This is a genomic window from Corallococcus interemptor (assembly GCF_003668875.1).
Classification (GTDB): Bacteria; Myxococcota; Myxococcia; order Myxococcales; family Myxococcaceae; genus Corallococcus; species Corallococcus interemptor.
Map to the genome: position 1 here is coordinate 48,372 of NZ_RAWM01000032.1, position 24,888 is coordinate 73,259.

The 24,888-nt window shown below is 70.3% G+C and carries 25 protein-coding genes and 1 tRNA gene; 13 read left to right on the top strand and 13 right to left on the bottom strand.

Annotated elements, in window-relative coordinates:
• Positions 1-34: 34 nt before the first annotated feature.
• Positions 35-1,078 carry an NAD(P)-dependent alcohol dehydrogenase gene (locus D7X96_RS14700; protein WP_121769993.1) on the bottom strand — a complete coding sequence of 348 codons (1,044 nt, stop codon included), beginning with the start codon at positions 1,076-1,078 and terminating at the stop codon, positions 35-37.
• A 119-nt stretch (positions 1,079-1,197) separates the two neighbouring features.
• Between D7X96_RS14700 and D7X96_RS14705 the strand changes: the two genes are divergently transcribed.
• Positions 1,198-1,698 (top strand): DUF1579 domain-containing protein, encoded by a 501-nt coding sequence (locus D7X96_RS14705; protein ID WP_121770011.1) that lies wholly within the window; start codon positions 1,198-1,200, stop codon positions 1,696-1,698.
• A 50-nt stretch (positions 1,699-1,748) separates the two neighbouring features.
• Here D7X96_RS14705 and D7X96_RS14710 read toward each other — a convergent pair whose 3' ends face one another.
• The 8 genes from D7X96_RS14710 to D7X96_RS14745 form a co-directional block, all read right to left on the bottom strand.
• On the bottom strand, positions 1,749-3,482 hold the full coding sequence (locus D7X96_RS14710) for a PA14 domain-containing protein (protein ID WP_158626453.1): 1,734 nt from the start codon (positions 3,480-3,482) through the stop codon (positions 1,749-1,751).
• Positions 3,483-3,985: 503 nt separating this feature from the next.
• Positions 3,986-4,990, bottom strand: a complete 1,005-nt coding sequence (locus tag D7X96_RS14715) for a hypothetical protein (protein WP_244219587.1) — start codon at positions 4,988-4,990, stop codon at positions 3,986-3,988.
• Positions 4,991-5,186: 196 nt separating this feature from the next.
• Positions 5,187-5,759: a class I SAM-dependent methyltransferase gene (locus D7X96_RS14720; protein WP_121769995.1), complete on the bottom strand. Its 573-nt coding sequence runs from the start codon at positions 5,757-5,759 to the stop codon at positions 5,187-5,189.
• A 10-nt stretch (positions 5,760-5,769) separates the two neighbouring features.
• Positions 5,770-6,585, bottom strand: a complete 816-nt coding sequence (locus tag D7X96_RS14725) for an isocitrate lyase/PEP mutase family protein (RefSeq protein WP_121769996.1) — start codon at positions 6,583-6,585, stop codon at positions 5,770-5,772.
• A gap of 25 nt (positions 6,586-6,610) precedes the next feature.
• Entirely contained in the window at positions 6,611-7,132 is a 522-nt protein-coding gene (gene ogt / locus D7X96_RS14730; RefSeq protein ID WP_233610206.1) for a methylated-DNA--[protein]-cysteine S-methyltransferase, read from the bottom strand.
• Positions 7,125-8,624, bottom strand: a complete 1,500-nt coding sequence (locus tag D7X96_RS14735) for an AlkA N-terminal domain-containing protein (RefSeq protein WP_120551693.1) — start codon at positions 8,622-8,624, stop codon at positions 7,125-7,127. The genes ogt and D7X96_RS14735 overlap by 8 nt, the downstream gene beginning before the upstream one ends.
• A 142-nt stretch (positions 8,625-8,766) precedes the next feature.
• Positions 8,767-8,840, bottom strand: a tRNA-Ile gene (locus D7X96_RS14740).
• A gap of 161 nt (positions 8,841-9,001) precedes the next feature.
• Entirely contained in the window at positions 9,002-9,844 is an 843-nt protein-coding gene (locus D7X96_RS14745) for a formate/nitrite transporter family protein (RefSeq protein ID WP_121725646.1), read from the bottom strand.
• A gap of 100 nt (positions 9,845-9,944) precedes the next feature.
• Between D7X96_RS14745 and D7X96_RS41905 the strand changes: the two genes are divergently transcribed.
• From D7X96_RS41905 to rnk, 4 genes are all read left to right on the top strand, one after another.
• Complete coding sequence (locus D7X96_RS41905) at positions 9,945-10,334, top strand: DUF1232 domain-containing protein (RefSeq protein ID WP_121725645.1); 390 nt, start codon at positions 9,945-9,947, stop codon at positions 10,332-10,334.
• Positions 10,335-10,387: 53 nt separating this feature from the next.
• Positions 10,388-10,954 (top strand): hypothetical protein, encoded by a 567-nt coding sequence (locus tag D7X96_RS14755; protein WP_121769997.1) that lies wholly within the window; start codon positions 10,388-10,390, stop codon positions 10,952-10,954.
• A 354-nt stretch (positions 10,955-11,308) separates the two neighbouring features.
• Positions 11,309-11,779 (top strand): CBS domain-containing protein, encoded by a 471-nt coding sequence (locus tag D7X96_RS14760; protein ID WP_121769998.1) that lies wholly within the window; start codon positions 11,309-11,311, stop codon positions 11,777-11,779.
• A gap of 58 nt (positions 11,780-11,837) precedes the next feature.
• A complete protein-coding gene (gene rnk, locus D7X96_RS14765) occupies positions 11,838-12,242 on the top strand; it encodes a nucleoside diphosphate kinase regulator (protein WP_120552555.1) in 405 nt (134 codons plus the stop codon).
• A gap of 25 nt (positions 12,243-12,267) precedes the next feature.
• Here rnk and D7X96_RS14770 read toward each other — a convergent pair whose 3' ends face one another.
• On the bottom strand, positions 12,268-13,713 hold the full coding sequence (locus D7X96_RS14770) for a sensor histidine kinase (RefSeq protein WP_147468309.1): 1,446 nt from the start codon (positions 13,711-13,713) through the stop codon (positions 12,268-12,270).
• A gap of 107 nt (positions 13,714-13,820) precedes the next feature.
• Here D7X96_RS14770 and D7X96_RS14775 point away from each other — a divergent pair, with 107 nt between their 5' ends.
• Positions 13,821-14,279 (top strand): GNAT family N-acetyltransferase, encoded by a 459-nt coding sequence (locus tag D7X96_RS14775; RefSeq protein ID WP_120552557.1) that lies wholly within the window; start codon positions 13,821-13,823, stop codon positions 14,277-14,279.
• A 1-nt stretch (position 14,280) separates the two neighbouring features.
• On the opposite strand, the gene D7X96_RS14780 is transcribed toward D7X96_RS14775, so the two are convergent.
• Complete coding sequence (locus tag D7X96_RS14780; protein ID WP_120552558.1) at positions 14,281-14,691, bottom strand: VOC family protein; 411 nt, start codon at positions 14,689-14,691, stop codon at positions 14,281-14,283.
• 124 nt (positions 14,692-14,815) lie between these two features.
• A complete protein-coding gene (locus D7X96_RS14785; RefSeq protein ID WP_121724324.1) occupies positions 14,816-16,186 on the bottom strand; it encodes an FAD-binding oxidoreductase in 1,371 nt (456 codons plus the stop codon).
• A gap of 143 nt (positions 16,187-16,329) precedes the next feature.
• On the opposite strand from D7X96_RS14785, the gene D7X96_RS14790 reads away from it, so the two are divergent.
• From D7X96_RS14790 to D7X96_RS14800, 3 genes are all read left to right on the top strand, one after another.
• Positions 16,330-17,682: a pseudouridine synthase gene (locus D7X96_RS14790; protein WP_121770000.1), complete on the top strand. Its 1,353-nt coding sequence runs from the start codon at positions 16,330-16,332 to the stop codon at positions 17,680-17,682.
• A gap of 112 nt (positions 17,683-17,794) precedes the next feature.
• Positions 17,795-18,331, top strand: coding sequence for a hypothetical protein (locus D7X96_RS14795; protein WP_121770001.1), 537 nt, complete (start codon positions 17,795-17,797; stop codon positions 18,329-18,331).
• A gap of 166 nt (positions 18,332-18,497) precedes the next feature.
• Entirely contained in the window at positions 18,498-19,130 is a 633-nt protein-coding gene (locus D7X96_RS14800) for a DUF2716 domain-containing protein (protein WP_121770002.1), read from the top strand.
• Between the two features lie 15 nt (positions 19,131-19,145).
• On the opposite strand, the gene D7X96_RS14805 is transcribed toward D7X96_RS14800, so the two are convergent.
• Positions 19,146-19,340, bottom strand: coding sequence for a hypothetical protein (locus D7X96_RS14805; protein ID WP_121770003.1), 195 nt, complete (start codon positions 19,338-19,340; stop codon positions 19,146-19,148).
• A gap of 110 nt (positions 19,341-19,450) precedes the next feature.
• Between D7X96_RS14805 and D7X96_RS14810 the strand changes: the two genes are divergently transcribed.
• The 4 genes from D7X96_RS14810 to D7X96_RS14825 form a co-directional block, all read left to right on the top strand.
• Entirely contained in the window at positions 19,451-20,074 is a 624-nt protein-coding gene (locus D7X96_RS14810) for a hypothetical protein (RefSeq protein WP_121770004.1), read from the top strand.
• 71 nt (positions 20,075-20,145) lie between these two features.
• Positions 20,146-20,658: an FHA domain-containing protein gene (locus D7X96_RS14815; RefSeq protein ID WP_120552565.1), complete on the top strand. Its 513-nt coding sequence runs from the start codon at positions 20,146-20,148 to the stop codon at positions 20,656-20,658.
• Between the two features lie 57 nt (positions 20,659-20,715).
• Entirely contained in the window at positions 20,716-22,008 is a 1,293-nt protein-coding gene (locus D7X96_RS14820) for a Stp1/IreP family PP2C-type Ser/Thr phosphatase (RefSeq protein ID WP_121770005.1), read from the top strand.
• Between the two features lie 110 nt (positions 22,009-22,118).
• On the top strand, positions 22,119-24,888 hold a 2,770-nt coding region (locus tag D7X96_RS14825; RefSeq protein ID WP_121770006.1), incomplete at its 3' end, for a carboxypeptidase regulatory-like domain-containing protein.

Sequence of the window (24,888 nt, forward strand, 5' to 3'; positions counted from 1 at the left end):
GCGTGCAGGGACGCCGGGGCTTTCGTGCGAACGGCTACTTCAGGCTCGCCGTGTCGATGACGAAGCGGTAGCGCACGTCGTTCTTGAGCATGCGCTCGTAGGCCTCGTTGATCTTCTGGATGGGGATGACCTCCACGTCCGAGGCCACCTGGTGCCGGGCGCAGAAGTCGAGCATCTCCTGCGTCTCCCGGATGCCGCCAATCATCGAGCCGCCCAGCTTGAGCCGGCGGGGGATGAGCGAGAAGGCCGCCAGGGGCGTCGGGTTCTCCGGCGCGCCGACGAGGATCATCGTGCCGTCCGTCTTCAGGAGGCTCAGGTAGGCGTTGTAGTCGTGCTGCGCGGAGACGGTGTCCAGGATGAAGTCGAAGGACCGGCGCAGCTTCTTGAACGTCGCCTTGTCGGACGTGGCCTCGAAGTGCGAGGCGCCCAGGGCGAGCGCGTCGTCGCGCTTGGACGGCGAGGTGCTGAGCACCGTCACTTCCGCGCCCATCGCCTTCGCCAGCTTCACGGCCATGTGGCCAAGGCCGCCCAGGCCCACGACGGCCAGCTTGCTGCCGGTTTTCACGCCGTAATAGCGCAGCGGCGAGTACGTGGTGATGCCCGCGCACAAGAGCGGCGCGGCGCGATCCAGGGGGATGCCCTCCGGGATGCGCACCACGTACTTCGCGTCCACGGTGATGCGCGTGGAGTAGCCGCCGTAGGTGGGCTGGCCGTCGTAATCACGGGCGTTATACGTGTTCACCGCGCCGCGCTCGCAGTACTGCTCTTCGCCCTTGAGGCACTGGGGGCACTCGCGGCACGAGTCCACGAAGCAGCCCACGCCCACGCTGTCGCCCACCTTGAAGGTGGTGACGGCGCTGCCCACCTGGGACACCTTGCCCACGATTTCGTGGCCCGGGACCATGGGGAAGAGGGCGCCGCCCCACTCGTCGCGGGCCTGGTGGATGTCCGAGTGGCACACGCCGCAGTACTGGATGTCGATGAGCACGTCCTGGGGACGCGGCTCGCGGCGCTCCACGGTGAAGGGGCCGAGCGCGGCCTTCGCGCTGGGGGCGGCATAGGCGGGGGTGGTGGGCAAGGAGGGCTCCTGAAGAGGGAAACGAAACAGGCGCCAATGTAATGACGCGGGAGGACGGCCGCAGGGGAAAGCATGAAGGGGTGGACCTGCCTGGTGGGCGTCCGGGAGACTCCGCGCCCATGAGCCAGGAACGTCTCCAGCAATCCCTGTCCGCCGGTCCCCATCAGCTCCTCTCCCGCCTGGTCGGCACCTGGGAGGGCGTGGCGCGCACGTGGTTCCAGCCCGACAAGGTGGAGGACGAGTCGCCCAGCACCGGCACCTTCCGGAGCGTGCTGGACGGCCGCTTCGTCGTGTACGAGTACACGTCCGCCTTTGGCGGCAAGCCGCTGTCCGGCATCGCGACGCTGGGTCACCACCTGGACGGGAAGCAGTTCACCATGTCGTGGGTGGACACCTTCCACGTCGGCACGGACATCATGTCGCTGCACGGAGAGGCCGGAGTGAACGACCGCATCTCCGTCACGGGCAGCTACTCCACCGGTGAGCAGACGCCCCGCTGGGGCTGGCGCGTGGACGTCGAGCTGAAGGGCCCGGATGCGCTGGTCATCACGCACTTCAACATCGAGCCCGGTGCGGCGCCGCAGAAGGCCATCGAGCTTCAGTACAAGCGCCGGAGCTGAAGGGAGGCCTGGCGAGGATGGCCCGCTTGCCATCCTCGACAGACGTTGCGTCAGGGGGCGCAGACGATGACCGAGTCGACTTCCAGGTCATCCGGGTCATAGGTCGCCGCGGCGTCCGGCCCGATGTGCCAGGTGTCATCCGGCTGCACGGCGAAGTCGATGTAGGGCCGCCATCCGTCGGCGAGCGCCGTGCGGAACGCCTCGTCGGTCACCTTCCCGTTGAAGCCGGCGGTCTGGTGGTTCACGGTCCGCAGGAGGATGCGCGAGGCCCCCAGGCCGTCACGGTAGTAGTACCGGGCGACCGCCGGCACCGCGGTGGCGTCCCACTCGACCTCCCAGACGTGGAAGGCGGTCACCAGATTGGCGAAGGGGCCCACTTCGTTGCCCGAGGTGTGGATCATCGGGCTAGAGCCCAGGTGCGTGGTGATCGAGAACTTGTTGGGATTGTTGACCGTGCCCTTGGGGCTGTCCCACCAGGTCTCGATGAGATCAAGCTCGCCATAGCGTGCATCGCCGAAGCTGTTGCGGGCCCAGAGAGCAGGGAACGTGCCCGGCATGGGCGCCGGAATCCTGGCGTGGAAGGCCATCACTCCCTTGCCCGGAGCGAAGGTGTTGTTTGCCTTCAGCCACGCGCCCGAATAGTAGTTCGTCCCCGTGCACTTCGCAGGGTGCTCCGGCGTGATGTTGGGATACGGGTCCTCGCAGTGACGCTTGGAGGAGACCTTCAACCTGCCGTCCTCCACCTTCACGTTGGCTCGGAGCATCTTGGTGAGCTGCGTGAACGTGCCGTTGGTGGGGCTGTTGTTGCCCTGGACGATGTTCCACTTCGAGGTGTCGAGCGCGGTGCCGTCGAAGTCGTCGCGGAAGAGTTCGCGGCTGAAGCCCGTGGGGCAGGCCAGCACCGTGACCGGAGGCGGAGTGCTCACGGGCCCCGGGAAGAGGTTCTCCTTGGGGATGACACCCTTCGGCGTCGAGGGGGATGACCACGCGAGCTTGATCACGGAGCTGCCCGTGTTCTCGTAGTACTCGAGCACGAGGTCGTAGGACTCGCCGGCCTGGAGGGCGAGGGTCCCGGAGTTCTCGACAGCGCCGTGGTGGGTCCAGTTGTCGATGATGCGCGTGCCGTTGACCGTCAGGCGAACGCCATCGTCGCTGGTCGTATAGAAGGTATAGGTCTCCGTGTGGTCCGCGCTGACCTTGCCCGTCCAGCGCGCGCTGAAGCCATCCGCGTTGACGCCAGAGAGGGGCGCGCCCGCTCCCCAGTTGAAATCAACGGTGGGGTCGACGCGGTTCACCGGGAGGCCGGTGAGGTCGATGCTGTTGAAGTACTGCCCCTGGAGCCCGGTGCCGCGGCGGCTGGTGACGTCCAGCCAGATGATGGAGGACACCAGCGAGCCGGCTGCCGCGCTGTTCTCGAAGATGAGTTCGGTGCGGAGCTGCCGGGCATCCACGACATCCAGGTTGGCGAAGGTATCGCTGAAGTTCGCAGGAGAGGGGGTGAGCGCGTGGACGGGACCGGTGGCGAGCAAGGTCGCGCCGTCGTAGAGCTTCACGAGGAGCGAGCCGGCACCGCCGTTGATTGCCCACCCGTCGTAGTTCACGACGACCGTCGAGGCGCCGCCCGGCTTCGCGGTGTCCTGATATCCCAACGTCAGGGTCGATGACACCCGCCCGGGGGCGCTGCGCGCGAACGTGCCGCCGCGATCGCTCGCCGCGAAGGACACTCCGTCATCCATCAGGCCGTGGATGGGCGTGCTTCCGCCCCCCGCCCAGATGCCACTCATGGCGACGTCGCTGCTGGGAGACGCGCTCGACGAGACGAGCTCCGACGAAGCCCGACCCGCTTCGAGGGTGTCACCCTCCTCGGGAGCGGGGCCCTCGCAGGCCGCGAGGAGGGAGAGGGAGAAAACGGAGAGGGCCCGGAGGGGAAACATCGCTCTGCTCATGAAAGGCACCTTGATCAGTGACGGAGTCAAGAACTCCGACCATACCGAATCTTCCTGTGAAAACCAGGATTTCCTGTCGATACTGTATCACTGTATCAAGGGCGGTCGCGGGCCCGCCGAAGTCGCGAGTCGGCCTGTGGTGATCACCTCATCGCCAACAACGCGACGCTCGCGGCGGACCAGGCCAACTGGGAGACCCGCTTCGGCTACCTCACCGCCACGCACCCCGTCATCGCCACCGAGTGGAACGCCAACAGCGAGAACTGCAAGCGTCTTTTCCGGTACGGTCAGGCCTGCCCGCGAAACACGGGCAGGCCCTTGCGACTCCCACCGCGGGCCCGCTACAGCAGACTGGCCAGCCAGGTGAGCTGCGCGTCAATCGTCTCTGAAATGGCGAGCGGCTGATCCGACGTGCGCGGCTCGGTGTACGGATTGCCAATCTCCTTGTGCTCCCACTTCACCCAGGTCTGCTTGTACCAGCCCCAGTCCAGGTCGGTGCCCTTCGAGGGAGGCGTGGTGCCCGCGTACCCGGAGAAGGCGCGGATGCCGGTGGCCGGCGCGACCTCCTGGCCTCCCACCACCTGATACAGGTGCAGCCGCGCGCGGCGGGGGAACTCGGCGGACAGGTGGGTGGCCCACGCGCCGTAGAACGTGCCCGAGGGGCGCACGGGGTTGTTCACCTTGGTGTCGAACGTGCCCAGCTCGCCCTGGCTGTGCTTGCACACACCATCCAGCGAGGACACGTAGAGGGTGATGCCATCCAGCGCCGTGTTGGCGCGGAGCGCCTGGGCCATTCGCATCACCAGACACCCGCCCCGGGAGCTTCCCGCCAGGTAGATGGACCGCGTCTCGGGCCGGATCTGGGCCTGGAGCCAGTGGACGAACCCGTTGACGATGCGCTGCTTCGTGTCGCTGTCGAGCAGGTGGTCGAAGTTGTTGTCGTTGACCACGGACAGGTGCGTCTTCCCCGCCGGGAACCAGCCCAGGGCATTGAGCTTCATGGCCAGGGAGCGGCCATCCAGGACCACGTTGGGGCAGGAGACGCCGTCACAGGACGCGTCCCAGTTGGAGGACTGGCCCGTCACGCCGCTGGAATGCCCGCTGCTTGAGATCTTCTGCCCGGCGGTCATGAAGACGATGGCCTCGCGCACGCTCGGGGCCTCCACCTGGGCGATGCGGATGGCGTGCAGCGTGCTGTCGGTGGCACCGGCCGCGCGGAACTGCTCGAAGCCCGGCGCCGCCTGGTAGCCACCGGAGGCGTTCTTGTAGACGACGCGCCGTGACACCACCGTCCGGCTGCTCCCGTTGGGATAGGCCAGCGCCTGGGATTGTGAGTCCAGGGTCACCTGGGGCTCCCCGGTCGAGTCTTCCGGCCCTGGCGGAGCACAGCCCGTGAGAGTGCCAACCAGCGCCAGGGCAACGCCTGCCCAGAGAGAGATGCGACGAGGGATACCCGAGCTGTGGGCCATGGACTGATCCTGGATTCTGGAGGGAGCTGCGCGGAGCGCAGCGAGGACCATGTCACTACTGCGGCCGTCCCGCCTACGGCACCTGCTGGAGCTTCTGAGCCACCACGCGCGCCTCGTGACGTCCGGCGTCCGTCCAGTCCTCGGTGAGTGAGAGGGATTGGAGGCCCTGGAGCAGGGTGGGCAGCTCCCCCTCCTCCAGGAGGAAGCGCGCGGACGGGTGCGGATGGCGTTGCAGGTTTCGCCGGGTGGGCTGGGCGAAGACGAACAGCCCACCCGGTGCGAGCAGTGGGGGCACGGCGGCGAGGAGCGGCCGCCAGAGGTAGTTCAAGCACACGACCAGGTCGAACGGCCCCGGAGGCGGCGCGTCCGTCTCCAGGTCCAGGCGCAGGCGCGTGAGGGACACGCCCGCGTCTCGTGCCAGGCCTTCCGCCTGCGCCAGCGCCACGTCGGAGAGGTCCACCAGGGTCACGTCCAGCCCGCGCTGCGCAAGCCAGCATGCGTCGTGGCCCGCGCCTCCGGCCAGGTCCAGCGCCCGGCCCGTGGAGGGCAGTTGGTCCGCGAGTGAGCGGAGGAAGCTGGAGGCCTCCCTGGACGCGGAGGCCTGCTGGTGCTTGTCGTTCCAGCGCTGGCGATCCTCCTGGGACATGGCGCGGCTCCTACTTCCGGGTCATCAGCCCGTTGAGGGACGGATAGCTGGCGGCGGCTTCGAAGAGGCTCGCGGAGTGTCCCTCGCGGAGGAACGTGGAGGCGAGCGCCCCGGCCCGGCCCCAGATGGACTCCGAGATGGCGGAGCCTGCGCTGAGCCGCCGCACACCCAGCCGCTGGAGCTCCGCCGGAGCGGGCAGGTCCTGCCGCGCGAGCACGTTCACGGGCAGCGACGTGCCCCGGGTGAGGGCCTGGATCTCCGCCGCATCCGTGACGCCCGCGGCGAAGAGGCCATCCGCGCCGGCCTGCTGGTAGCGGGCGGCACGGGACAGGGTCTCCTCCACGCGGCGCTCGGGCGGCACCAGCTTGCGCAGGTACACGTCCGTGCGCGCGTTGACGAAGACGTCGATGCCCAGGCGCGCACCGGCCTGCTTCACGCGCTCAATCTTCGCGGCGAGCAGCTCCGGAGGACCGCTGCCGTCCTCCAGGTTGCAGCCCACGGCGCCCTCGGACAGGAGGCGGGCCACGTTCTCCGCGGCGGTGGCCGGGTCGTCGGAGTAGCCCGCTTCGGCGTCCACGGTGAGGGGGACCTGGATGGCGCGCGCGATGGTGCGCACGGTGTGGACGAGCGCGTCCACGGGCAGCGCGTTGCCGTCCGGGTAGCCCAGGGCCCACGCGATGCCGGCGCTGGTGGTGGCGATGGCCTTCGCGCCCAGGCTCTCGAAGAGGCGGGCACTGCCGGCATCCCAGACATTCGGGAGCATGAGCAGGTCAGGGCCCTGGTGCAGCGCGCGGAAGGTGGGGGCGGTGTCGGGACGGGCGGTCATGCGTGGGAACTCCGGTGAGAGGGATTCAGGCGTGCGTCTGCTCATGATTGAGCAGCCAGCGTTTGCGTTCCAGGCCTCCGGCATAGCCGGTGAGAGAGGCATTGGCACCGACGACGCGGTGGCACGGAACGACGATGCTGATGGGATTGGCGCCATTGGCCAGGCCCACGGCGCGGATGGCCCTGGGACGTCCGATGCGATGGGCGAGCTGGCCATACGTGGTCGTCGTTCCCGCCGGAATCTCCCGGAGGGCGCGCCAGACCTCGCGCTGGAAGGGCGTGCCGCCGGTCTCCACGGGAAGCGCGGAGATGGCGCTCAGGTCCCCGCGCAGATAGGCCTGGAGCGCGGACGTGCGGCCGGACGGGTCGCGCGCGGACTCCAGGACGCAGCCGTTCTCGCCGTAGTGCAGGCGCAGGAGCCGGTGCATGCGGGCCTCGTAGCCCTCCCAGTCCAGCGCGCGCAGGCGGCCCTCTTCATCGCAGACGAGGAGCGCCACTCCGGCGGGAGTGGGCGTGGAATCCATGAAGAAGCGCGGACGGTCAGGCATGGGTGTTCCGGTGGGAGGGAGTGAGGGCCGCCAGGGTCCAGAGGTGCTGGGCGGCGTAGGCGCGCCACGGGCTCCAGGCTTCGGCGCGACGCAGGAGCGCTTCGGGCGTGGGGCGTGGGCCTCCGCCCTCCGTCGCGGCGCGAAGCAGGGCGACGTCGGAGGCGGGAAAGGCATCCGTCTCCCGCACGGCGCGGAGGGCGATGTACTGGGCGGTCCATTCGCCAATGCCGGGCAGCCGCGTGAAGCGGGCGACGGTGTCCGAGAGCGACGGTCCGGGCTGGAACAGCGAGGGATCCGCCACGGCCGCCGCGGCGAGCTGGGAGAGCGCCCGGGCGCGAGCGGCCGGCATGCCCATGCCCGTGAGGTCCGCCGAAGCCAGGACCTCGGGGCGGGGGAAGGCGCGCTGGAGCCGGACATCACCGGTGATCGCCGGGTCCAGGTCTTCTCCATGCGTGGCGAGGAGCCGCTGTCCCAGCTGTCGCGCGGCGGTGGTGCTCACCTGCTGGCCCAGGATGGCGCGAACGGCCAGCTCGAACCCGTCCCAGCCCCCGGGTGCGCGAAGGCCGGGGCGCGCGGCGAGCAGGGGCGCGAGCAGGGCGTCCGTCGACAGGTGCGCGCGGATGGCCTCCACGTCCGCGCCCACGTCGAAGACGCGCCGGACCTGGGCGACGACGGCGGGCAGCATCCTCACGTCGCTGACGCGCAGGGTGGCACGCAGGGCGTCGAGCCCCGGAGCCGGCGACACCTCCACGGCCCCCCGGCCCCAGGCGTTCGTGAAGGTGCGCAGGTAGCGCCCGGGCTCCACGTGCTCCATGCCGGTGAGCGCGCGGGCGGACAGCCAGGCCTCCATCGCGGCCCAGTCATACGGCGGCCGGTAGGGGATGAGCAGCGTCACCTCGGGGACGGCGGACGTCGCGGGTGCGGCGCGGGTGCGGCGGAGGACGCCGGGGGGACGGCCATAGAGCGACCGGAAGACGGCGTTGAAGCGCCGGACGCTGCCGAAGCCGGACGCGAGGGCGACCTCGGCCATGGACAGGGAGGTCTCGTGGATGAGCTGCCGGGCGAAGAGCACGCGGCGCGTCTGCGCGACCGCCACCGGGGAGGCCCCCAGGTGCTGCTGGAACAGCCGCCGCAGCTGCCGGTCCCCCACGCCGAGCCGGTCCGCCAGCACCTCGACGCTGGCCTCGTCGGCGTCCAGCAGGCCGTCCGCGATGAGGGCCAGGGCGCGCGAGACGGTGGCGGAGGTGCCGCGCCAGGGCGCCAGGGAGGGGGAGGCCTCGGGGCGGCAGCGGAGGCAGGGGCGGAAGCCGGCTTCCTGCGCGGCGGCGGCGGAAGGGTAGAAGGTGCAGTTCTCGAAGCGGGGCGCGCGGGCCGGGCAGATGGGGCGGCAGTAGATGCGCGTCGTCTTCACGGCGGTGAAGAACCGCCCGTCGAAGCGGGAGTCCCGCGTCGTCAGCGCGCGGTAGCAGGCGGTGGGGTCCAGGCCGTCCATGGGGTGAAGGTCACACGGCCGCCCCGGGATGTCTGGCCGTTTTCGGACGTGGACGTCGGCCCGCCACGGAGCCCGGCCGGGCCCCGGCCGGAAATGAAAAAGCCCCGGAATCACTTGGGAAAGTGACTCCGGGGCTGCTTGATGGCCAGGGTCAGACTTGAACTGACTACCTGCGGATTATGAGACCGCCGCTCTAACCAGGTGAGCTACCTGGCCGTGAAGCCCCGCCCGTATACCGGGCCAGGGCCGTCACCGCAAGAACTTCGGACGGGGCCTCCGGGGCTGTTCCTGACAGGGCCGCGGGAGGGTTCACCCGCCCACTTTCCGCCCGGGGCCGGCCGCCTGCCCGGGCGACAGGGGCTCCCGGGCTGGGGGCTTCAAGCGGAGTGCCGCACGTGCCCGTGCTTGAGCAGGGCCACGAAGATGCTTCCGCCCACGGCATTGCCCAGCACGGACAAGAGGAGGAAGCGGCCGAAGTCCGCCACCGAGGCTCCATGGCCGGCGAAGACACCCATCAGCACCTCGACGGCCCCGGCGATGGAGTGGTGCAGGTGGGCCAGGCCGATGGCCAGGGTGATGAGGCCCACCAGGACCACCTGGCTGATCGTCTCCCGGGCGGCGGTCGCAATCCAGGCGACGAGCCCCATCAGCCATCCCGCCATCACCGCGCTCAGGAACAGGGTGCCGGAGGAGTGCTTGATGACGTTGTGGGCCAGCTCTCCGATGGCGGAGCGGTCCATCACGCCCAACGCCGGCCCGAGGTATGCGGCGAAGGCGGAGAACAGGGTGGCGCCCAGCAGATTGCCCGCCAGCACCAGCCCCCATAGGCGCATCAGCTTGAGCACCGGCACCGCACGGTCCAGCACGGGCTGCACGGCCAGGGCGGTGTGCTCGGTGAAGAGCTCCGAGCGCCCCACCACCACCAGGATGAATCCCACCGAGTACCCGAGCGCCAACAGCAGCTCCACGACCGGGCGGCTCAAGACTCCCTTCGTGAGGGTGAGGAGCACCGCCATGAGGAACGGCCCCACGCCAATCTCCAGCCCCGCGGCCAGCGAGGACAGGAGCAGTCCGCGCGCGGGGCGAGCCAGCTCCTGCTTCGCCTGATGGACCTGCTGCGCGAGGATGGTCTCGTAGGACTTCTGTGGCTGCTCCTCGGGCGCATCGTGCCGGGGCCCGGACGAGCCGCCGGTGTCCTCCCGCTGCTTCGGGTCATCCATGGCCGTGATGCTCTCAGTGGGGCGGACGCCGGGCGCGCATCCGTGCATGGACTGTCGCCTGCGTCACGGTACCCCCTGGGGTGACTAAACTTCCGCGACCATGCAGAGCCTGGAACGGTGGAGACAGAAGGTCCGGCAGCTCAAGACGGAGGTGGCGGCGCTCTTCATCGCGGCCCGGCACCCGGGAGTCCCCTGGTACGCGAAGCTCCTCGCGGCGGCGGTGGTCGCCTATGCGCTGAGCCCCATCGACCTCATTCCAGACTTCATCCCGGTCCTCGGCCTGCTGGATGACCTGGTCCTCGTCCCGCTTGGCATTCTTTGGGTCCGCAGGCTCATCCCTCCCGCAGTGCTCGCCGAGTGCCGGGACAGGGCCCGCCAGGAAGCGAACCTGCGCAAGACGAATTGGGCCGCCGGGGCGGTCATCATCGCCCTCTGGGTGCTGCTTGCGCTGCTGTTCGTGCGGTGGCTGCGGCTACAGTGGATGGAATGACGCTCATCCCGCTTCTGGTCGTTGGCCTTGTATCGACAGCAAACGCAGGTGACGTGCCGCGCTCGGGCCGCTTCGGTGCCGGAATCAGTCTGGAGCCCATCTCACTGGGGCCCATCCAGGCGTTCTCGGGCGGCCGGACGGCGGTAGGCATCAGCCTCCAGGCCGCCTTCCAGGTGGATCTCGGTGCCCGGTGGGCGCTCCGCCTGCCGCTGGAGGTGGGGTACGGCGGCTCCGGGGACGCCACCTTCTCCGAACTAGGCGTCACCCCGGGGCTCCTCTACCGCTGGCGCAGCGATGCGGACCAGCGATGGGTTCCGTACCTCGGTGCCGGGCTGAAGCTCGGAGCCGTGGGGGCGGGCAGGGAGTTCCTGGGGCTTCCGCTCATCACCAGCGTGCAGTCGCTCGACCTCGACTTCGACGACTTCGATGACGACGACGGCGAGTCGGATCCCAACCTCGAGTCGCGTCTGGGTGCCTTCCCGGAGGTCTGGGCCGGGGTGGAGTGGCATCCCAACCGCTTGTTCTCGCTCAACCTGGGAGTGGCCTACACCTACGTGCGGATCCTCGGCACGAACGTCCACCTGCTGCATGAACGGGTGGGCGTGAGGTTCTCCCTCTAGGGCTCCAACCGGGAACATGCTGTCGCCCTCATGGGTTGTCACCGAGGATCGGCAGGTCCGCACGCTTCCGGGCGCTGCTGACGGCCTCACCACCCCACGGGAGCTTTGACGTGCGCACGTGCCCAACCCTCGCTTCGTTCAGCATCCGATTGAACGGGCAGGGTCCGCGTGTGCCTCGCTCCCTGTCGCACAGGGCCGCCGCCTGGCTTGGGACGCTGGCCGTCGCGTCTCGCTAGCCGAGCGCCGCTGACGGCCAGACCCGCCTGACATCCCATCCTCCCGCGTGCACGGTCCGCCGCACAGGCCGGGGCCTGCCCGCGTCACGTCTTCACCCTCTCTCCACGGGAGTCTTCCATGCCTACGTTCGTTCGCGAGTTCATGCTCGGCGACATCGCCGTGCTCGATCCCTGGACGCCGCTGCGCGAGGCGGCGGCACGCATGGCCCGCTCGGGCCACGGCTTCATCGTCATCGCGGACGCGAAGCGGATCCGCGGACTGGTGACGCTGCGCCGGCTCATCCTGGGCGCCGAGCTCGCGGCCCAGGGATACCCTCTCCATGGCATCGGGGACCTGGCCAGCAGCCACTTCATCCTCTCACGCGAGGACGAGCCCCTCGCGCGGCTTGCTCCGCGCATGGCTCGCGCCGGCGTCCGGCGCGCCGTGGTGGTGGGCGAGGACGGGCAGGTCTCCGGCGTCATCACGACCCTGGAGCTCGCGCGCGCGGAGCGGCGCCGGCAGCGACGCCTCCAGGCCGTGGACCTCTCCTCCGAGGATTCGTTCCCGGCAAGTGACCCGCCCTCGTGGACCGGCACGATGGCCGGCTGACGCCTCCCGCCCCCTCCACCCCTCCCAGGAAACCCGCGACCCCGAAGAAAGGACAGACATGAGCCGCAATCCCCGAATCCTCATCAGCCCCTCGGACCTCGACTCCCTCCAGCGCCTCCTCGACCAGCAGGAGTCCGGGCGCGACGCGCTCTTCATCGAGCGCCTCGACCAGGAGCTTGCCCGCGCGGAGGTGGTGGAGCCGCTGCCGCCCGGCGTCGTGGCGATGAACAGCACCGTGGTCTTCGAGGACGAGACGGGCCTGCGCCGTCAGCTCAAGCTCTGCTACCCGCGGGATGCGCGCACCGGGGCGGACTGCGTCTCGGTCCTCGCGCCCATCGGCAGCGCGCTGCTCGGACTCTCCGAGGGACAGCGCATCGAGTGGGAGGTCCCGGGAGGGAAGCGGCGGCTGCACGTCCTCGCCGTGTCCGCTCCGCCCGGACTGGCCGAGCAGCCCGCGGCCTGACGCCTCGCCCTGGCACGTCCCGCGGCTATTGAAGCTGCGTGACGTCTGGCCCGGGAGTGCCCGCCGCGAGCTTGCCGTCCTCCGCGCCGAGCTCCCAGGCGGGGCCTGCCCTCGGCAGCTCGAACCAGAACGTGCTGCCCCTCCCAGGCTCGGACGTGACGCCGACGCGCCCACCGTGGCCTTCCGCCAGCCGCTTCACGGTGGCGAGCCCCAGGCCAAGCCCTTCGGCGCCATCGGTCGCGCCCCGGAAGTAGGGCTCGAACAGGGAGGGCAGCAGCTCCGGGGCAATCCCAGGGCCGGTGTCGATGACCTCGGTGCGGACGAAGGTACCCTTGCCGGTGGTCACCCGGACGGTGATGCGCCGGGTCGTGGCGTCGCCCATGTACTTCACTGCATTGCGGAGCAGGTTGCCGAGCAGGCTCAGGTAGACACCGGAGCCACACGTGACGAGGACCTCTGGGATCGGCTCGACGTGGAACTCGATCCGGGCGTGCTCCGCTTCAGCCGAGAAGCCGTCCATCGTGTCGGCGATGGCCTCGCAGGGGGCGGTCCGGGCTCCCGGGTCTGGCTTTGCTCCGGACCGTGCGAACTCGAGCAGCGCGCCGGTGATGGCGTCCGCCCGCTGGAGGCTCCGGATGATGCGGCGGATGGACTGCGCCACCGGGCCCTCGTCGCTCCGGCGGATGGCCAGCTCGGAGGCCATGCGCGCCGCGGAGAGCGGGTTCCGGATGTCGTGGGCGACGCGGCCCGCGAAGTGCTCCAGCTCCGCGGCCCGTTCGCGCAGGAACCGGGCGTGTGCATCGAAGAGCGCTCGTCGCGTGCGCGCCTGACGATGGAGCAACCACGCCATGAGGACGGCGACCGTGCCGCAGACGACGTTGAGGGCGGTGGCGAGCCTGCGGGTGTTCTGGCGCGTCTCCAGGATGTTCGCCGCGAGCGTCCGTCCATAGATGGCATCATGCTCGATGGCGCGGGTGACGAGTTCAAGGAAGTGCTGGCGCGCCACCACGATGTCCCTGCCGACCGCCGCGGCCGCATTGGTGTCCCGTGGGGCATCCGCCAGGGAGCGCGCCTTCTGGACCCGCTGCTCGAATTGGAGCCAGGAGGCCTGGATGTCCAGGCGCAGCGGCTCCTCGCCGGGGACCGGTGGAAGGTCCAGGTAGGCGCGCGCCGCGTCCTTCAAGCGCGTCAGGTCCACCTCCAGTGTCCGCGCCGCCTCTTGCCTGTTCCCGGGCTCGTGAAGATAGCGTTCGAGGCTCAGCTCCGCTTCGAGCACGGCCCTTCGAATCTGCGCCAGGTGCTCGATGCTCGGCCCCGAATTGAAGATGATGCCCTCGGAGAGATCGCCGATCTGCGCGGAGGCGCGCTGAACCACGAAGCTCGCCGCGACGAAGCTGCACACCACCGCCGTGAAGGCGAGCGCGAGCATCCTTCCGGAGGGAGCATTCCCGGGCGGGAGCGAAGTGGCCATGGCATGGTCATGCGTACGGACCCCGCCATGAGCAAGCCCTGGCCCGCCGCTCCGTCATGCATGCGACGGGAACTCCAGGGGCCGCATCCAGAATAGGCTGAGCGGATATGCCCTCCGTCACCTTCCGCAACGCCCGTCACGCCGACCTGCCCACCATCATCCAGTTGCTCGCGAATGACGCCATCGCGCAGTCGCGCACCGGCTACGCCGAGGAGGTCACACCCGCCGTCGACGCCGCGTTCAACGAAATCACCGCCGACGCGAACAACGAGATCGTCGTGGGCGAGCTGGATGGGCAGGTCATCGCCACGCTCCAGCTCACGTACATCCCGGGCCTGGGGCGCGGCGGGATCCGGCGGGCCCTGGTGGAGGAGGTGCGCGTGCGCTCGGACCTGCGCGGGCAGCGCATTGGAGAAGCGCTGATGAACGAAGCGATGGCGCGCGCCCGGGCCCGGGGCTGCGCCCTGATGCAGCTCACCACCGACAAGCGGCGCCACGAAGCCCAGCGCTTCTATGCGCGGCTGGGATTCGTGGCGAGCCACGAAGGGATGAAGCTCCCTCTCTGAATCACGGCTGCGGCTGGATGGCGGCCGGGTCCATCCAGAAGGACTCCCACTGGTGGCCGTCCAGGTCCTCGAAGCTGCGCTGGTACATGAAGCCCTGGTCCATCTTCTCCTTGGTCTCCTTCGCGCCCGCCGCCAGCGCCTTGTCCACCAGCGTGTCGACGGCGGCCCGGCTCTCCGCCGTCAGGGCGATGATGGCCGCGGTGGACGTCTTCGTGTCCGCGATGTCCTTCTTGATGAAGCTCTTGAAGAACGGCTTCACCAGCAGCATCGCGTAGATGTCCTCGCTGATGATCATGCAGGTGGCGTTCGCGTCGGTGAACTGGGGGTTGAACGTGTAGCCCAGCTTCGTGAAGAAACCGACCGCGCGGTCCAGCGACTCGACGGGGAGGTTGACGAAGATCTTGGTGCCCATGGTGCGTCTCCTGACGGAAAGGAAAGGGATGAGGTGAACGTCGCCTTCATCCACGCGACGAACGCGCCCCGGTGGGATCGACACCGGATTTATTTTTCTTCGCGCCGCCGCCAACCCACTGGAATCACAGCATCTTGCCGGGGTTGAGCAGGCCCAGCGGGTCGAGCGCGCGCTTGATCGCCTGGTGCAGGCGCAGCGTCTCCGGTCCCAGCTGCGCGCCCAGGAAGCCGCGCTTGAGGGACCCCACGCCGTGCTCGCCCGTGATGGTGCCTCCCAGGGCCAGCGCCGCGTGCAGGATGTCGTCGAAGGCTTCCTTCGCCCGCGCCAGCGCCACCGGATCCTTCCGGTCGAAGACGACGGTGGGGTGCATGTTCCCATCCCCCGCGTGCCCGAACGTCCCGATGAGCACCCCGTGCTTCGCCGCGATGCGCTCCACCGCCGCGAGCAGCTCCGGGATGCGCACGACGGGCACGCCCACGTCGTCCAGCAGCGTGGCGCCGCGCTGCTCCAGCGCCGGGAAGGCGAAGCGGCGGGCACCCATGAGCAGCTCGCCCTCGGCCTCGTCGGCGGTGCTCATCACGGTGGTGGCCCCGGCCCGCTCGCAGGACGCGGCCATCAGCGCCAGCTCCTCCTCGCCCTGCACGCCGCCGGTGTCGGAGCGCGCGAGGAGCAGGGCCTCGGCCTCGACGTCCAGGCCCATGGGCTTCCAGGCCTCCACCGCGCGCACCGTGGTGCGGTCCATCAGCTCCAGCAGGGAAGGGCGCGAGCGCTCCATGATGTCGCAGACGGCCGTGCCCGCGCTCACCAGCGTGGGGAACGCGGCCACCAGCGTCGTCGCCTTCGGTGGCCGGGGGCGCAGCTTCAGCGTCGCTTCGGTGAGGACGCCCAGGGTGCCCTCGGAGCCGACGAAGAGGCGCGTCAGGTCGTAGCCCGCCACGTTCTTCACCGTCCGCCCGCCGGTGCGCACCACGGTGCCGTCCGCGAGCACCGCCTCCAGGCCCAGCACCGCGTCACCCGTCACGCCGTACTTCACGCAGCACAGGCCTCCCGCGTTGGTGGCCAGGTTGCCGCCGATGGAGGAGAACTCCCAGCTCGCGGGATCCGGCGCGTACCAGAGGCCCTGCTCCGCGGCGGCGGCCTTCACCGCGCCCGTGAGCGCGCCGGGCTGCACGACGGCCAGCATCCCGCGCCGGTCCACTTCCAGGATGCGGTTCATCCGCAGCAGTGACAGCACGATGCAGCCCTCGCTCGCGTTCGCGCCGCCCGACAGGCCCGACCCCGCGCCCCGGGGCACCACCGGTACGCGCAGCGCCGTGGCCACGCGGAGCACGGCCTGCACTTCCGCCGTGGACGCGGGCCTCGCCAGCACCGCCGGCATGCCCGAGGACGCCCACTCCGCCTGGTCGTTCCGGTGCGCCGCGAGCACGTCCGGATCCGTGACGACCGCCTCCGCCGGCAACACCTCGCGCAGCGCCCGCTCCACGTCGACCGTCATGAAGGCCTCCCAGGCTCCTGGAGATGAACGCCTGGCTGGCCGTCCGTCATCCTTGACCGGACCTCCAGATTGCCTCGGGGCCTGCGCCGCTTCATCCACAAGGTCGCCCGTGGCGGAAGGATTCAGGCGAAGATGGAGCCCGGATGCAGACCCTGACGCTCCTCGAAGGACCTCCGCCCGGGGACCTGCCCACCCAGCTGACGAATCCCTTCCACCCGAAGCCTCCCGGCCCCTGGGGGCTCCGCGCGGCGGAGGCGCTTCAGTGGCGGTTGCGGCAGGACGCCGCGTTCCACGAAGCGCTGTGGCGGCCCGGTGGCGGCAAGATGTTCGGCGTGCTGGTGGTCGCGGCGCCGGACGGACGCGTGGGGTTCCTGAGCGCGTTCTCCGGGATGCTCGGAGGGGCGTGGACCGTGGAGGGCTTCGTGCCGCCGCTGTTCGACCCGGTGGCCCGCGATGCGTTCTGGCCCGCGGGGGAGGCGGAGCTGGCCGCGCTGGAACAACAGCACGCGGCGCTGTCCCGCGAGGCCGAAGCACCGCGGGCAGAGCGCTCCCTTCATGCCCTGAAGGAAGTGGAGCACGTGCGCGCTGAGCGTTCGCGGGCCCTGTGGCGGCAGGTGACCCTCGGGTATGTCATTCCCAACGCGCGCGGCGAAACCCAGACATTGGCCGCGCTGTTCGCGCCCAAGCCTCCCCCCGGTGGCGCTGGCGACTGTGCGGCGCCCAAGCTGCTGGCGTATGCCTTTCGAGAGGGATTGAAGCCCCTGGAGCTCGCGGAGTTCTGGTGGGGAGCACCGCCGCAGGACGGCCGCCGGGAGTCCGGTGCGTACTACCCCGCATGCGACAACAAGTGCGGCACGGTGCTGCCTTACATGTTGCAGGGATTGGACGTAGCGCTACCGGTTCCTTCCGATACAGGGCCGCGCATCGTCCATGAGGATCCGTGGCTCCTCGTGGTCGACAAGCCCGTGGGACTGCCCACGCTCCCGGGTCGCCATGCGCCCGCGCGTGACTCGGTGCTCGTGCGGCTCCAGTCCCGGTTCCCGGAGCTGACCTCCGCCAGCTTCCTCCACGAACTGGAACCCGGATCCTCCGGCCTCCTCGTCATCGCGCGGGACGCGGTGACGCGCGCCTCGCTCCAGCGGCAGTTCTCCCGGCGCGAGGCGGAGCACCGCCACGTCGCCTGGGTGGACGGCCACGTGGAAGGGGACTCGGGCCTCATCGAACTGCCGCTGCGCCACGGAAAGCGGACCGTCAGCGCGTGGACCGTGCTCCGTCGCGAGCCGGCCCGCACCCGCGTGGAATTCCTTCCAACGACCCAGCCGCCCCACGCGTTGCGTATCCCTTCCGCGCATCGCCTGGGGCTGGGAGTTCCCAGCACCGGGGACGCGCGGTCTGGAAGAGAGGACGCCCGGCTGATCCTCCACGCCGAGGTGCTGGCCTTCGTGCATCCGCGCACGGGGGCGCGTCTGGAGTTCCTCTCTCCCGCGCCGTTCTGAAGCCTGACGGCGTGAATTGTTTGATCAATCCCGAGGCCCGCGGAGACCAAGGGAAAGAGAAGGGCGGCAAGGCCCTTCGTGAACAGACACCCCCACCTTGGAGAGGAATCCCATGACCCACGCAATCAAGCACTTCCGCTCGAAGTCCATCCTCGCTGGCCTGCTGTTCGCCGCGACGGCGCTCACCGGCTGCGGAGAGGACGACCTCAAGCGCCAGTACCAGGGCCAGTACGAGCTGGACCTCCAGCTCGACACCGGCGCGAAGCAGTCCGCGGGAGACCTGGACGTGGGCTTCAACGTCTTCAATGACGACGACGCCTTCATCACGATGAACAAGCTGCAGTGCTCCCTCTCCGCCAGCTACCGGACCATGAAAGGGCCCGGCGCGGACGGTGGTGAGGTGGAGTACGAGGACCTGCAGGACGTGCGGCCGGATCAGATCCGCGCGTGCCCGGTGCCCGTGGAGCTCGGAGAGAACCTCTGGCTGGACTTCCGCCTGGGCAAGGGCCGCATCGAGAACAGCCAGCTGAGCATCGACTACTCGGGCACCGTGGTGCGGGGCACGTTCGAGGAGGTCGCGAACGGCCAGGCCACCCGCGTGGGGACCTTCGGCTACACGTTCCTGGGTGACGAGGTGGAGGTCCCCTGAGCCACCGCGCGTGACTCCGGGTGTGCGGGGCCCCAGCGGCTTTCCACATCACCCGGAAGAGGAACGCGGTGGACGTCGGGTGTCATGCACAGACCCCTCCCTCCAGGTGCTTGCGCGAATCCCGCGTTGCGCGCATACCCGGGTTTCCGAGATGTGAGGGGGGAACATGGTGGCGCTCAAACTGGAACCGGAGCCGGACCCCGAAGAAGCCTGGAGGCCCCTGTCGGGCGATGCGGAGCGCCACGCGCTGGACCACCCGTGGCCCTCCGCGCAGCAGGGCAGTGCGCGCTTCGTCGTCAGCGGAGACTTCTTCCGCCTGGAGCACGACGCGCGGCTGGAGCTCTACCGGGACCTGGCGGACCGGATGCTCGCCATCTTCCGCGAGCTCACCCCTTCCGGTGGCTGGCTCTACGCGCTGGATCCGCAGCACCCGTGCTACCGCTTCTACCCGCACATCCGCTTCGAGGCCGGCGCGACGCTGCAGGAGATGACCGGGCTCTACACGCGCCAGCACATGGAGCTGGTGGAGCGCGGCATCCACCCGCCGTCCTTCGAACCGCGCTGGGCCATGGACGTCCACCCGGCGGGGGACCCGGAACACCTCTTCGCGCCGCCGGACTTCCACTTCGTCTTCGCGGCGCGCTACCGCGTGGGCAACTTCGACGGGCTGGAGGCCCCGGGGCGAGGTCCCATCGAGACGGAGACCTACGAGCTGCTGGGGCACCGCCTCATCGCCGCCGTGGACCGCGACCCGCCGGCGCTCTTCCAGCGCGCGCGCAGATTGGGACCCGACGACTGAGGTGATGCGGGGACGTCAGGCCGGCCGCGACACGGTGCGCGGGCTGGGCGCACCCTCATAGTAGAGGTTCGCGCGTCCCTCGCTGTAGACGACCAGCACCCGGTCATTCTCCTCCAGGAGGCCCGACGTCTTCTGCGTGACCTTGCGGACCAGCGTGTCGAGCTGTGCCGGACCCTGCTTGCTGCTGGCCCGGACCGTGACGACTGGCATTCGGTGTTCCGCTCCTGGTGACCTCCCGCGACGGCAGGAAGGGCGTTGCGTGTCATAGCCAACGGAACACTTCGTTGACAAGTGCGCGCTGCCACGGTGGATAGGGACCCATGCTCCACCTCGCTCGCGCACTGCTGGTTCTTTCGCTGGCCCTGGTCTCCACCGCCGCCCACGCGCAGTCGTCGCAAGAGGCCGCCGACCTCCGGGGCCACGTGTCGCCCACGCCCGCCTGGCTGCCCCGGGGCGCCTTCGTGGGCGCGCAGCTGCGCAACGGCGCCGTCATCCCCAACCTGCACCTGCAGTGGGAGTTCACTCTCTTCCAGGACCGCAAGGACGCGTGGATCGCCATCCTGGAGGGCGGAGTGGGGTGGGCAGCGTCGTTGCCCGACAGCGTGAACCTCGGCCGGGGCGTCGCCGTGCCGGTGTCCTCCTACTACGAGCACACGGCGCAGGTGGGCTTCGGCTACCGCAACCACCTGCCGGGCAAGGTCCACTGGGGCTTCCAGGTGACGGCCGGTCCCACCTTCTACGGCGCCCACTTCACCACCCAGCCGCCGGACCGCCGCACCGCGGGCACCGTCCAGGGCCGCTTCCAGATTGGCTACCAGCTGCCTCGGGACGTGGGCGTGGGCGTGGCCATCAGCTACGCGGAGCCCTTCGGCCTGAAGAACCGCAGCATCGCGCGCGACTTCGTGGGTGGCGTGAACCTCGGAATTTTCGCGGATTGGCGGTAGCGGCGCGGTACACTCCATGAGCGAGAGCGGCCCCGCCTGCCGGTGCGAGCGGGGCGCGCGCTTCCACGCCCATGGCCGAGCTGCTCAGTGCCCACGTCGCGCGCTACCTGCGCAACCGCGAGGAGTTCGAACGGGGGCTCCCGCCGGGCCTGCTCCTCTTCACACCGCCCCTGGGCGCCGCGCGTCCCTCCGACCTGGAGGAGTACCCGGTGCGCACGGTGACCAACGCGGGCCCGCCCACGCTCGGGCAGGACGAGCCCGTCGTCTTCCCGCTGCTCAAGTCCCAGGGCAACGCCTTCGGCCGGGGCATCACTGTAGGGCGCACCGGCAACAACGACGTCGTCCTGGATGACGGCAGCGTGTCCCGCTTCCACGCGTGGTTTTCCAGGGACCCGGGGGATACGGGTTTCCTGCTGACGGATGCGGGCTCGAAGAACGGCTCGTACGTGGCGGGAAGCCGGCTGGTGGCCCGCAAGGCCCGGGGGCTGGAGGACGGGATGCGGCTGCGCTTCGGTCAAGTGGAGGTCAGCTTCTACACGGCGGGCGGCTTCGCGCGCCTGCTGTCGGTGCGCCTGCAACCCTGAAGCCTTGCCACGTCTTCGGCGGCCTGCGTAACGTGCGGAGTCACCCTCTAGGCATGGATGGGAGCGTTCGCGGTGGCCTTGACCACAGAAGCCTTCGGGCTGACCGATGTCGGCCGGAAACGGCAACACAACGAAGACGCGATGCTGGTGGACGCGTCGCTCGGCCTGTTCATGGTCGCCGATGGCATGGGCGGACACGCCGCGGGTGAAGTCGCCAGCGCGCGCGCCACGGAGGTCGTCAAGCAGCACATCGCGGCCAACCGGCACCTGCTCAAGGACCTGGCGCAGAACCCCACGGCGGACAGCCGCTCCGCGGCGGCCGCGCTGGTGGAGGTGGCGGTGCAGCGCGCGTGCGCGGACATCTACCGCACGGCGATGACGGACGCCTCCAAGCGCGGCATGGGCACCACGTTCGTGTGCCTGGCCGTGGGCGGCAACAAGGGCGTCATCGGCCACGTGGGCGACAGCCGCGTGTACCTGGTGCGGCACGGGCAGTGCCACCGGCTCACCGAGGACCACACGCTGGTCGCCGCGCAGCTCAAGGCCGGCACCATCACCAAGGAGCAGGCCGCCACCTCGCAGTACCGCAACGTGATTACCCGCGCGGTGGGCATCCAGGAGTCCGTCCAGGTCGACACGCTCATCGTGGACCTGATGCCCGGCGACGTGTTCCTCCTCTGTTCGGACGGCCTGCACGGCTACATCGAGGACGAGGAGATCCTGCCCCTGGTCGCGGGCCTGCAGCCCGGGGACCTGCCGCGCAAGCTCGTGGAGATGGCCAACGAGCGCGGCGGCAAGGACAACATCACCGCCGTGGTGGTGAAGGTGGCCGGCGACAGCGCGGCGCTCGCCAGCGAGGAGACGAGCGAGGCGCAGTCGCGCATGGAGGCGCTGCGGAAGATCCCGCTCTTCCGCCACCTCACGTACAAGGAACAGACGGCGGTGCTGTCCATCGCCACCACGCGCACCTACCCGGCGGGCCGGGAGATTGTCGTGGAGGGGCAGCCGGGCGAGGAGCTGTTCGTCGTCATCCGGGGCCGGGTGGCCATCGAGAAGAACGGCGTGGAGATCGCCGAGCTGCGCTCGGGCGGGCACTTCGGCGAGATGGGCCTCATCGACAACGCCCCCCGCTCCGCCACGGTGCGCGCCACGGAGCCCACGCGGACCATGGTCATCGCCCGCTCGGACCTGATGGGTCTGATGAAGCGCGAGGCGATCCTCGCGGTGAAGATGCTCTGGAGCTTCGTGCAGGTGCTGAGCGACCGGCTGCGCGCCACCAACTCGGAGTTGAGCGAGGCGCGGCAGGAGCTGGCGGTGGCGCAGGCCATCCAACCGTTCGCGGAGGACTGAGCGGAAACTCCACCGGCCCCTGGGACGTCCTCAACAGGACGCTCTGGAATTTCCAGGGGGAAACCGTCGTTGGGGGGCCGGCCTGGGAGTAAGGTCCCGGCCGCGTACACATGCGCAAATGGGTCTTCATCGCGGCGGCCGCCGTGCTGGCGCTCGCCGCCATCGTGCTGGGGCCCCGGTGGGGCGCGCCCGCCGCGCGCCCCGTCTCTCCCGTCTCCGCCAGCTCCATCCGTCAGGGGATGCCCGCCTTCAACGCCGTGGCGGTGTCCTCCGGCGCGCAGGAGGGGCTGACGCTCACCGGGCGCGTGCTGGACGGGAACGGCCGGCCGGTCCCGGATGCCGAAGTGTCGCTCGCGGCCTCGGCGGAGCGGACGCTGGCGGACGTGCGGTGTGACGAGTGCGGCCTGGCGCTCCTGGCCTGCACCGCGCACGAGACGGCGCTGCACACGCGGGCCTTCTTCGAACAGCAGCAGGGCTTCCTCACGGCGCGCGCCACGGTGCGCACGGACGCGGAAGGCAAGTTCCGCTTCGAGCACCTGGCGGGCGTGTCCTTCACGGTGTGGGCGCGCTCGGCGGGGCTGGGCGTGGCGCTCAAGGAGCGGGCCGCGCCGGGGGAGGCGGTGGAGCTGTACCTGCCGCCCCTGCGCGGCATCACCGGCACGGTGGTGGATGACTCCGGCCAGGCCCGTCCCGGGGCGCGGGTGCGCGCGGTGTCGCGCAAGGTGCCGCTGCCCTTCGAGGCCGTGGCGGGCCCGGGCGGGGCCTTCACGCTGTCCGGCCTGGGCGAGGGGCCCTTCTACGTGCTCGCGGACGCGGAGGGCTTCCAGCCCGCGGTGGCGCAGCAGGTGGAGGCGGACTCGCAGCCCTTGCGCTTGAAGCTGACGCCGTCGCGCACGCTGGAGGTGCGCGTGACGCGCGACGGGGCACCCGCGGCGGCGACGGTGCGGCTGAGGGGCGACCACCTGACGCGCGAGGCGCACACGGAGCCCAAGGGCGCGCCGGTGCGCTTCAACGGCCTGTACCCGGACGAGGTGGTGGTGACGGCGGAGGCGCCGGGCTTCGGCTCCACGCCCCAGACGCTCACGCTGTCGCAGCGGGTGACGCAGGTGACGCTGGAGCTGGAGGCCGCGGGCCGGCTGCTCGTCACGGTGGTGGACGAGGAGGGCCAGCCGGTGCCCAACCCGGAGCTGCTCCTGCGCACGGTGGCCGGAGACCTCATCCGCCGCGACGCGGTGCCCACCGGCGCGCTGGCGGAGCTGGGGCCGCTGGCGCCGGGCGAGTACGTGCTGGAGGGACAGGCGCAGGGCTTCACGTCAGCGCAGCTGCCCGCGCGCGTGGTGCAGGGCGAGACGCCGCTGGAGCTGGAGCTGTCGAAGGCCACGGTCATCAGCGGACAGGTCATCGACGAGTACGGCCGGCCCGCGGCGGGCGTGTCCGTGCTGGTGCAGCCCACCGGCGGCGTGGTGAACGCGGGCGAGGACGGCCGCTTCATGGCGCAGGTGCCCATGCCGGGGCTCTACACGCTGCACGCGCACCACTCCGAGTGGGGCGGCGGCAGCGTGCAGGCGACGGCGCCCGCGACGGACGTGACGCTGTCCCTGGAGGCGAAGGCGGGCGCGGACGTGACGGTGACGAGCGGCGGCCGGCGGGTGGAGGGCGCGGACGTGACGCTGTGGGCGGAGCCGGAGAACATCTTCCGCAGCGACCGCCCCTCCGGGCCGGACGGCGTGGTGCCCATGCGCGGGCTGCCGCCGGGGACGTATCAGCTGGTGGCGTCGCATCCGGAGTACCTGCCGTCGTCGCCCAAGCAGGTGACGGTGCAGGACGGGACGAAGCAGCAGGTGACGGTGGAGCTGGAGGCGGGCGCGCAGCTCACGGGCGACGTGGTGGACGAGGACGGCCAGCCGGTGGTGGGCGCGGCGATGAGCGTGGCGCCGCGCATGGCGCAGCCGACGCAATCGGACTCCAGCGGCCACTTCGAGTTCCGCGCGCTGAGGCCGGACCGCACCTACGTGGTGGAGGCGCGCCACGCGAGCTACGAGCCGCTGGAGCGGCCGCAGGGCAAGCCGGGCGGGCCGCCGGTGCGGGTGAAGATGCGCCGGCGCACGACGTTCCGGGGCCGCGTGGTGGATGACTCGGGGCAGCCGGTGAAGCGCTTCCGGGTGGACGAACACGACGTGAACAGCCCGGACGGGCGTTTCGAGTTGCCGCTGTCCACGGCGGGGGACCGGCTCATCGTCGCGGTGGACGCGGCGGGGTACGAGCCGCAGGTGGTGGACCGTCCCTCGACGCCGCAGGACGTGGGCAACATCGTGCTGGTGAAGGCGCCGTCGGTGTCCGGACGGGTGCGGGATGCGTCCGGTGGCGCGGTGCCGGACGCGGTGGTGACGTGCGATGTGTGCGACGGCTCGGTGCTGTCGGGGCCGGATGGCAGCTTCAGCCTGGCGAGCCCGCCCTTCGTGCCGCGCTTCACGGTGTCCGCGCGCAAGGGCAAGGTGAGCGGGACGCAGGAGGTGCCGCGCGGCAGCACGGCGCCGGTGGAGCTGACCCTCAAGCCCGCGACGCACCTGACGGGCCGGGTGTACCTGGCGAACGGGCAGCCGGCGGCGGGCGCGCAGGTGGAGGGGCTCAACGCGGACCGCAGTGAGACGGTGTCGCTGATCACCGGCGCGGATGGCCGCTACAGCGCGGACCTGGCGCCGGGCAGCTACCGGTTCGTGGTGGGACCTCGCGGGGGCATGGGCGAGCCGGCGGTGGTGGTGCAGGTGGCGGGCACGGAGATGACGCTGGACCTGGGGCCGGTGCCCGGGGCGAGCTCGGTGACGGTGTTGATTGAACCGGAGCGGGGCAAGGCGCTGTGGGTGGTGCCGGGGGAGGTGG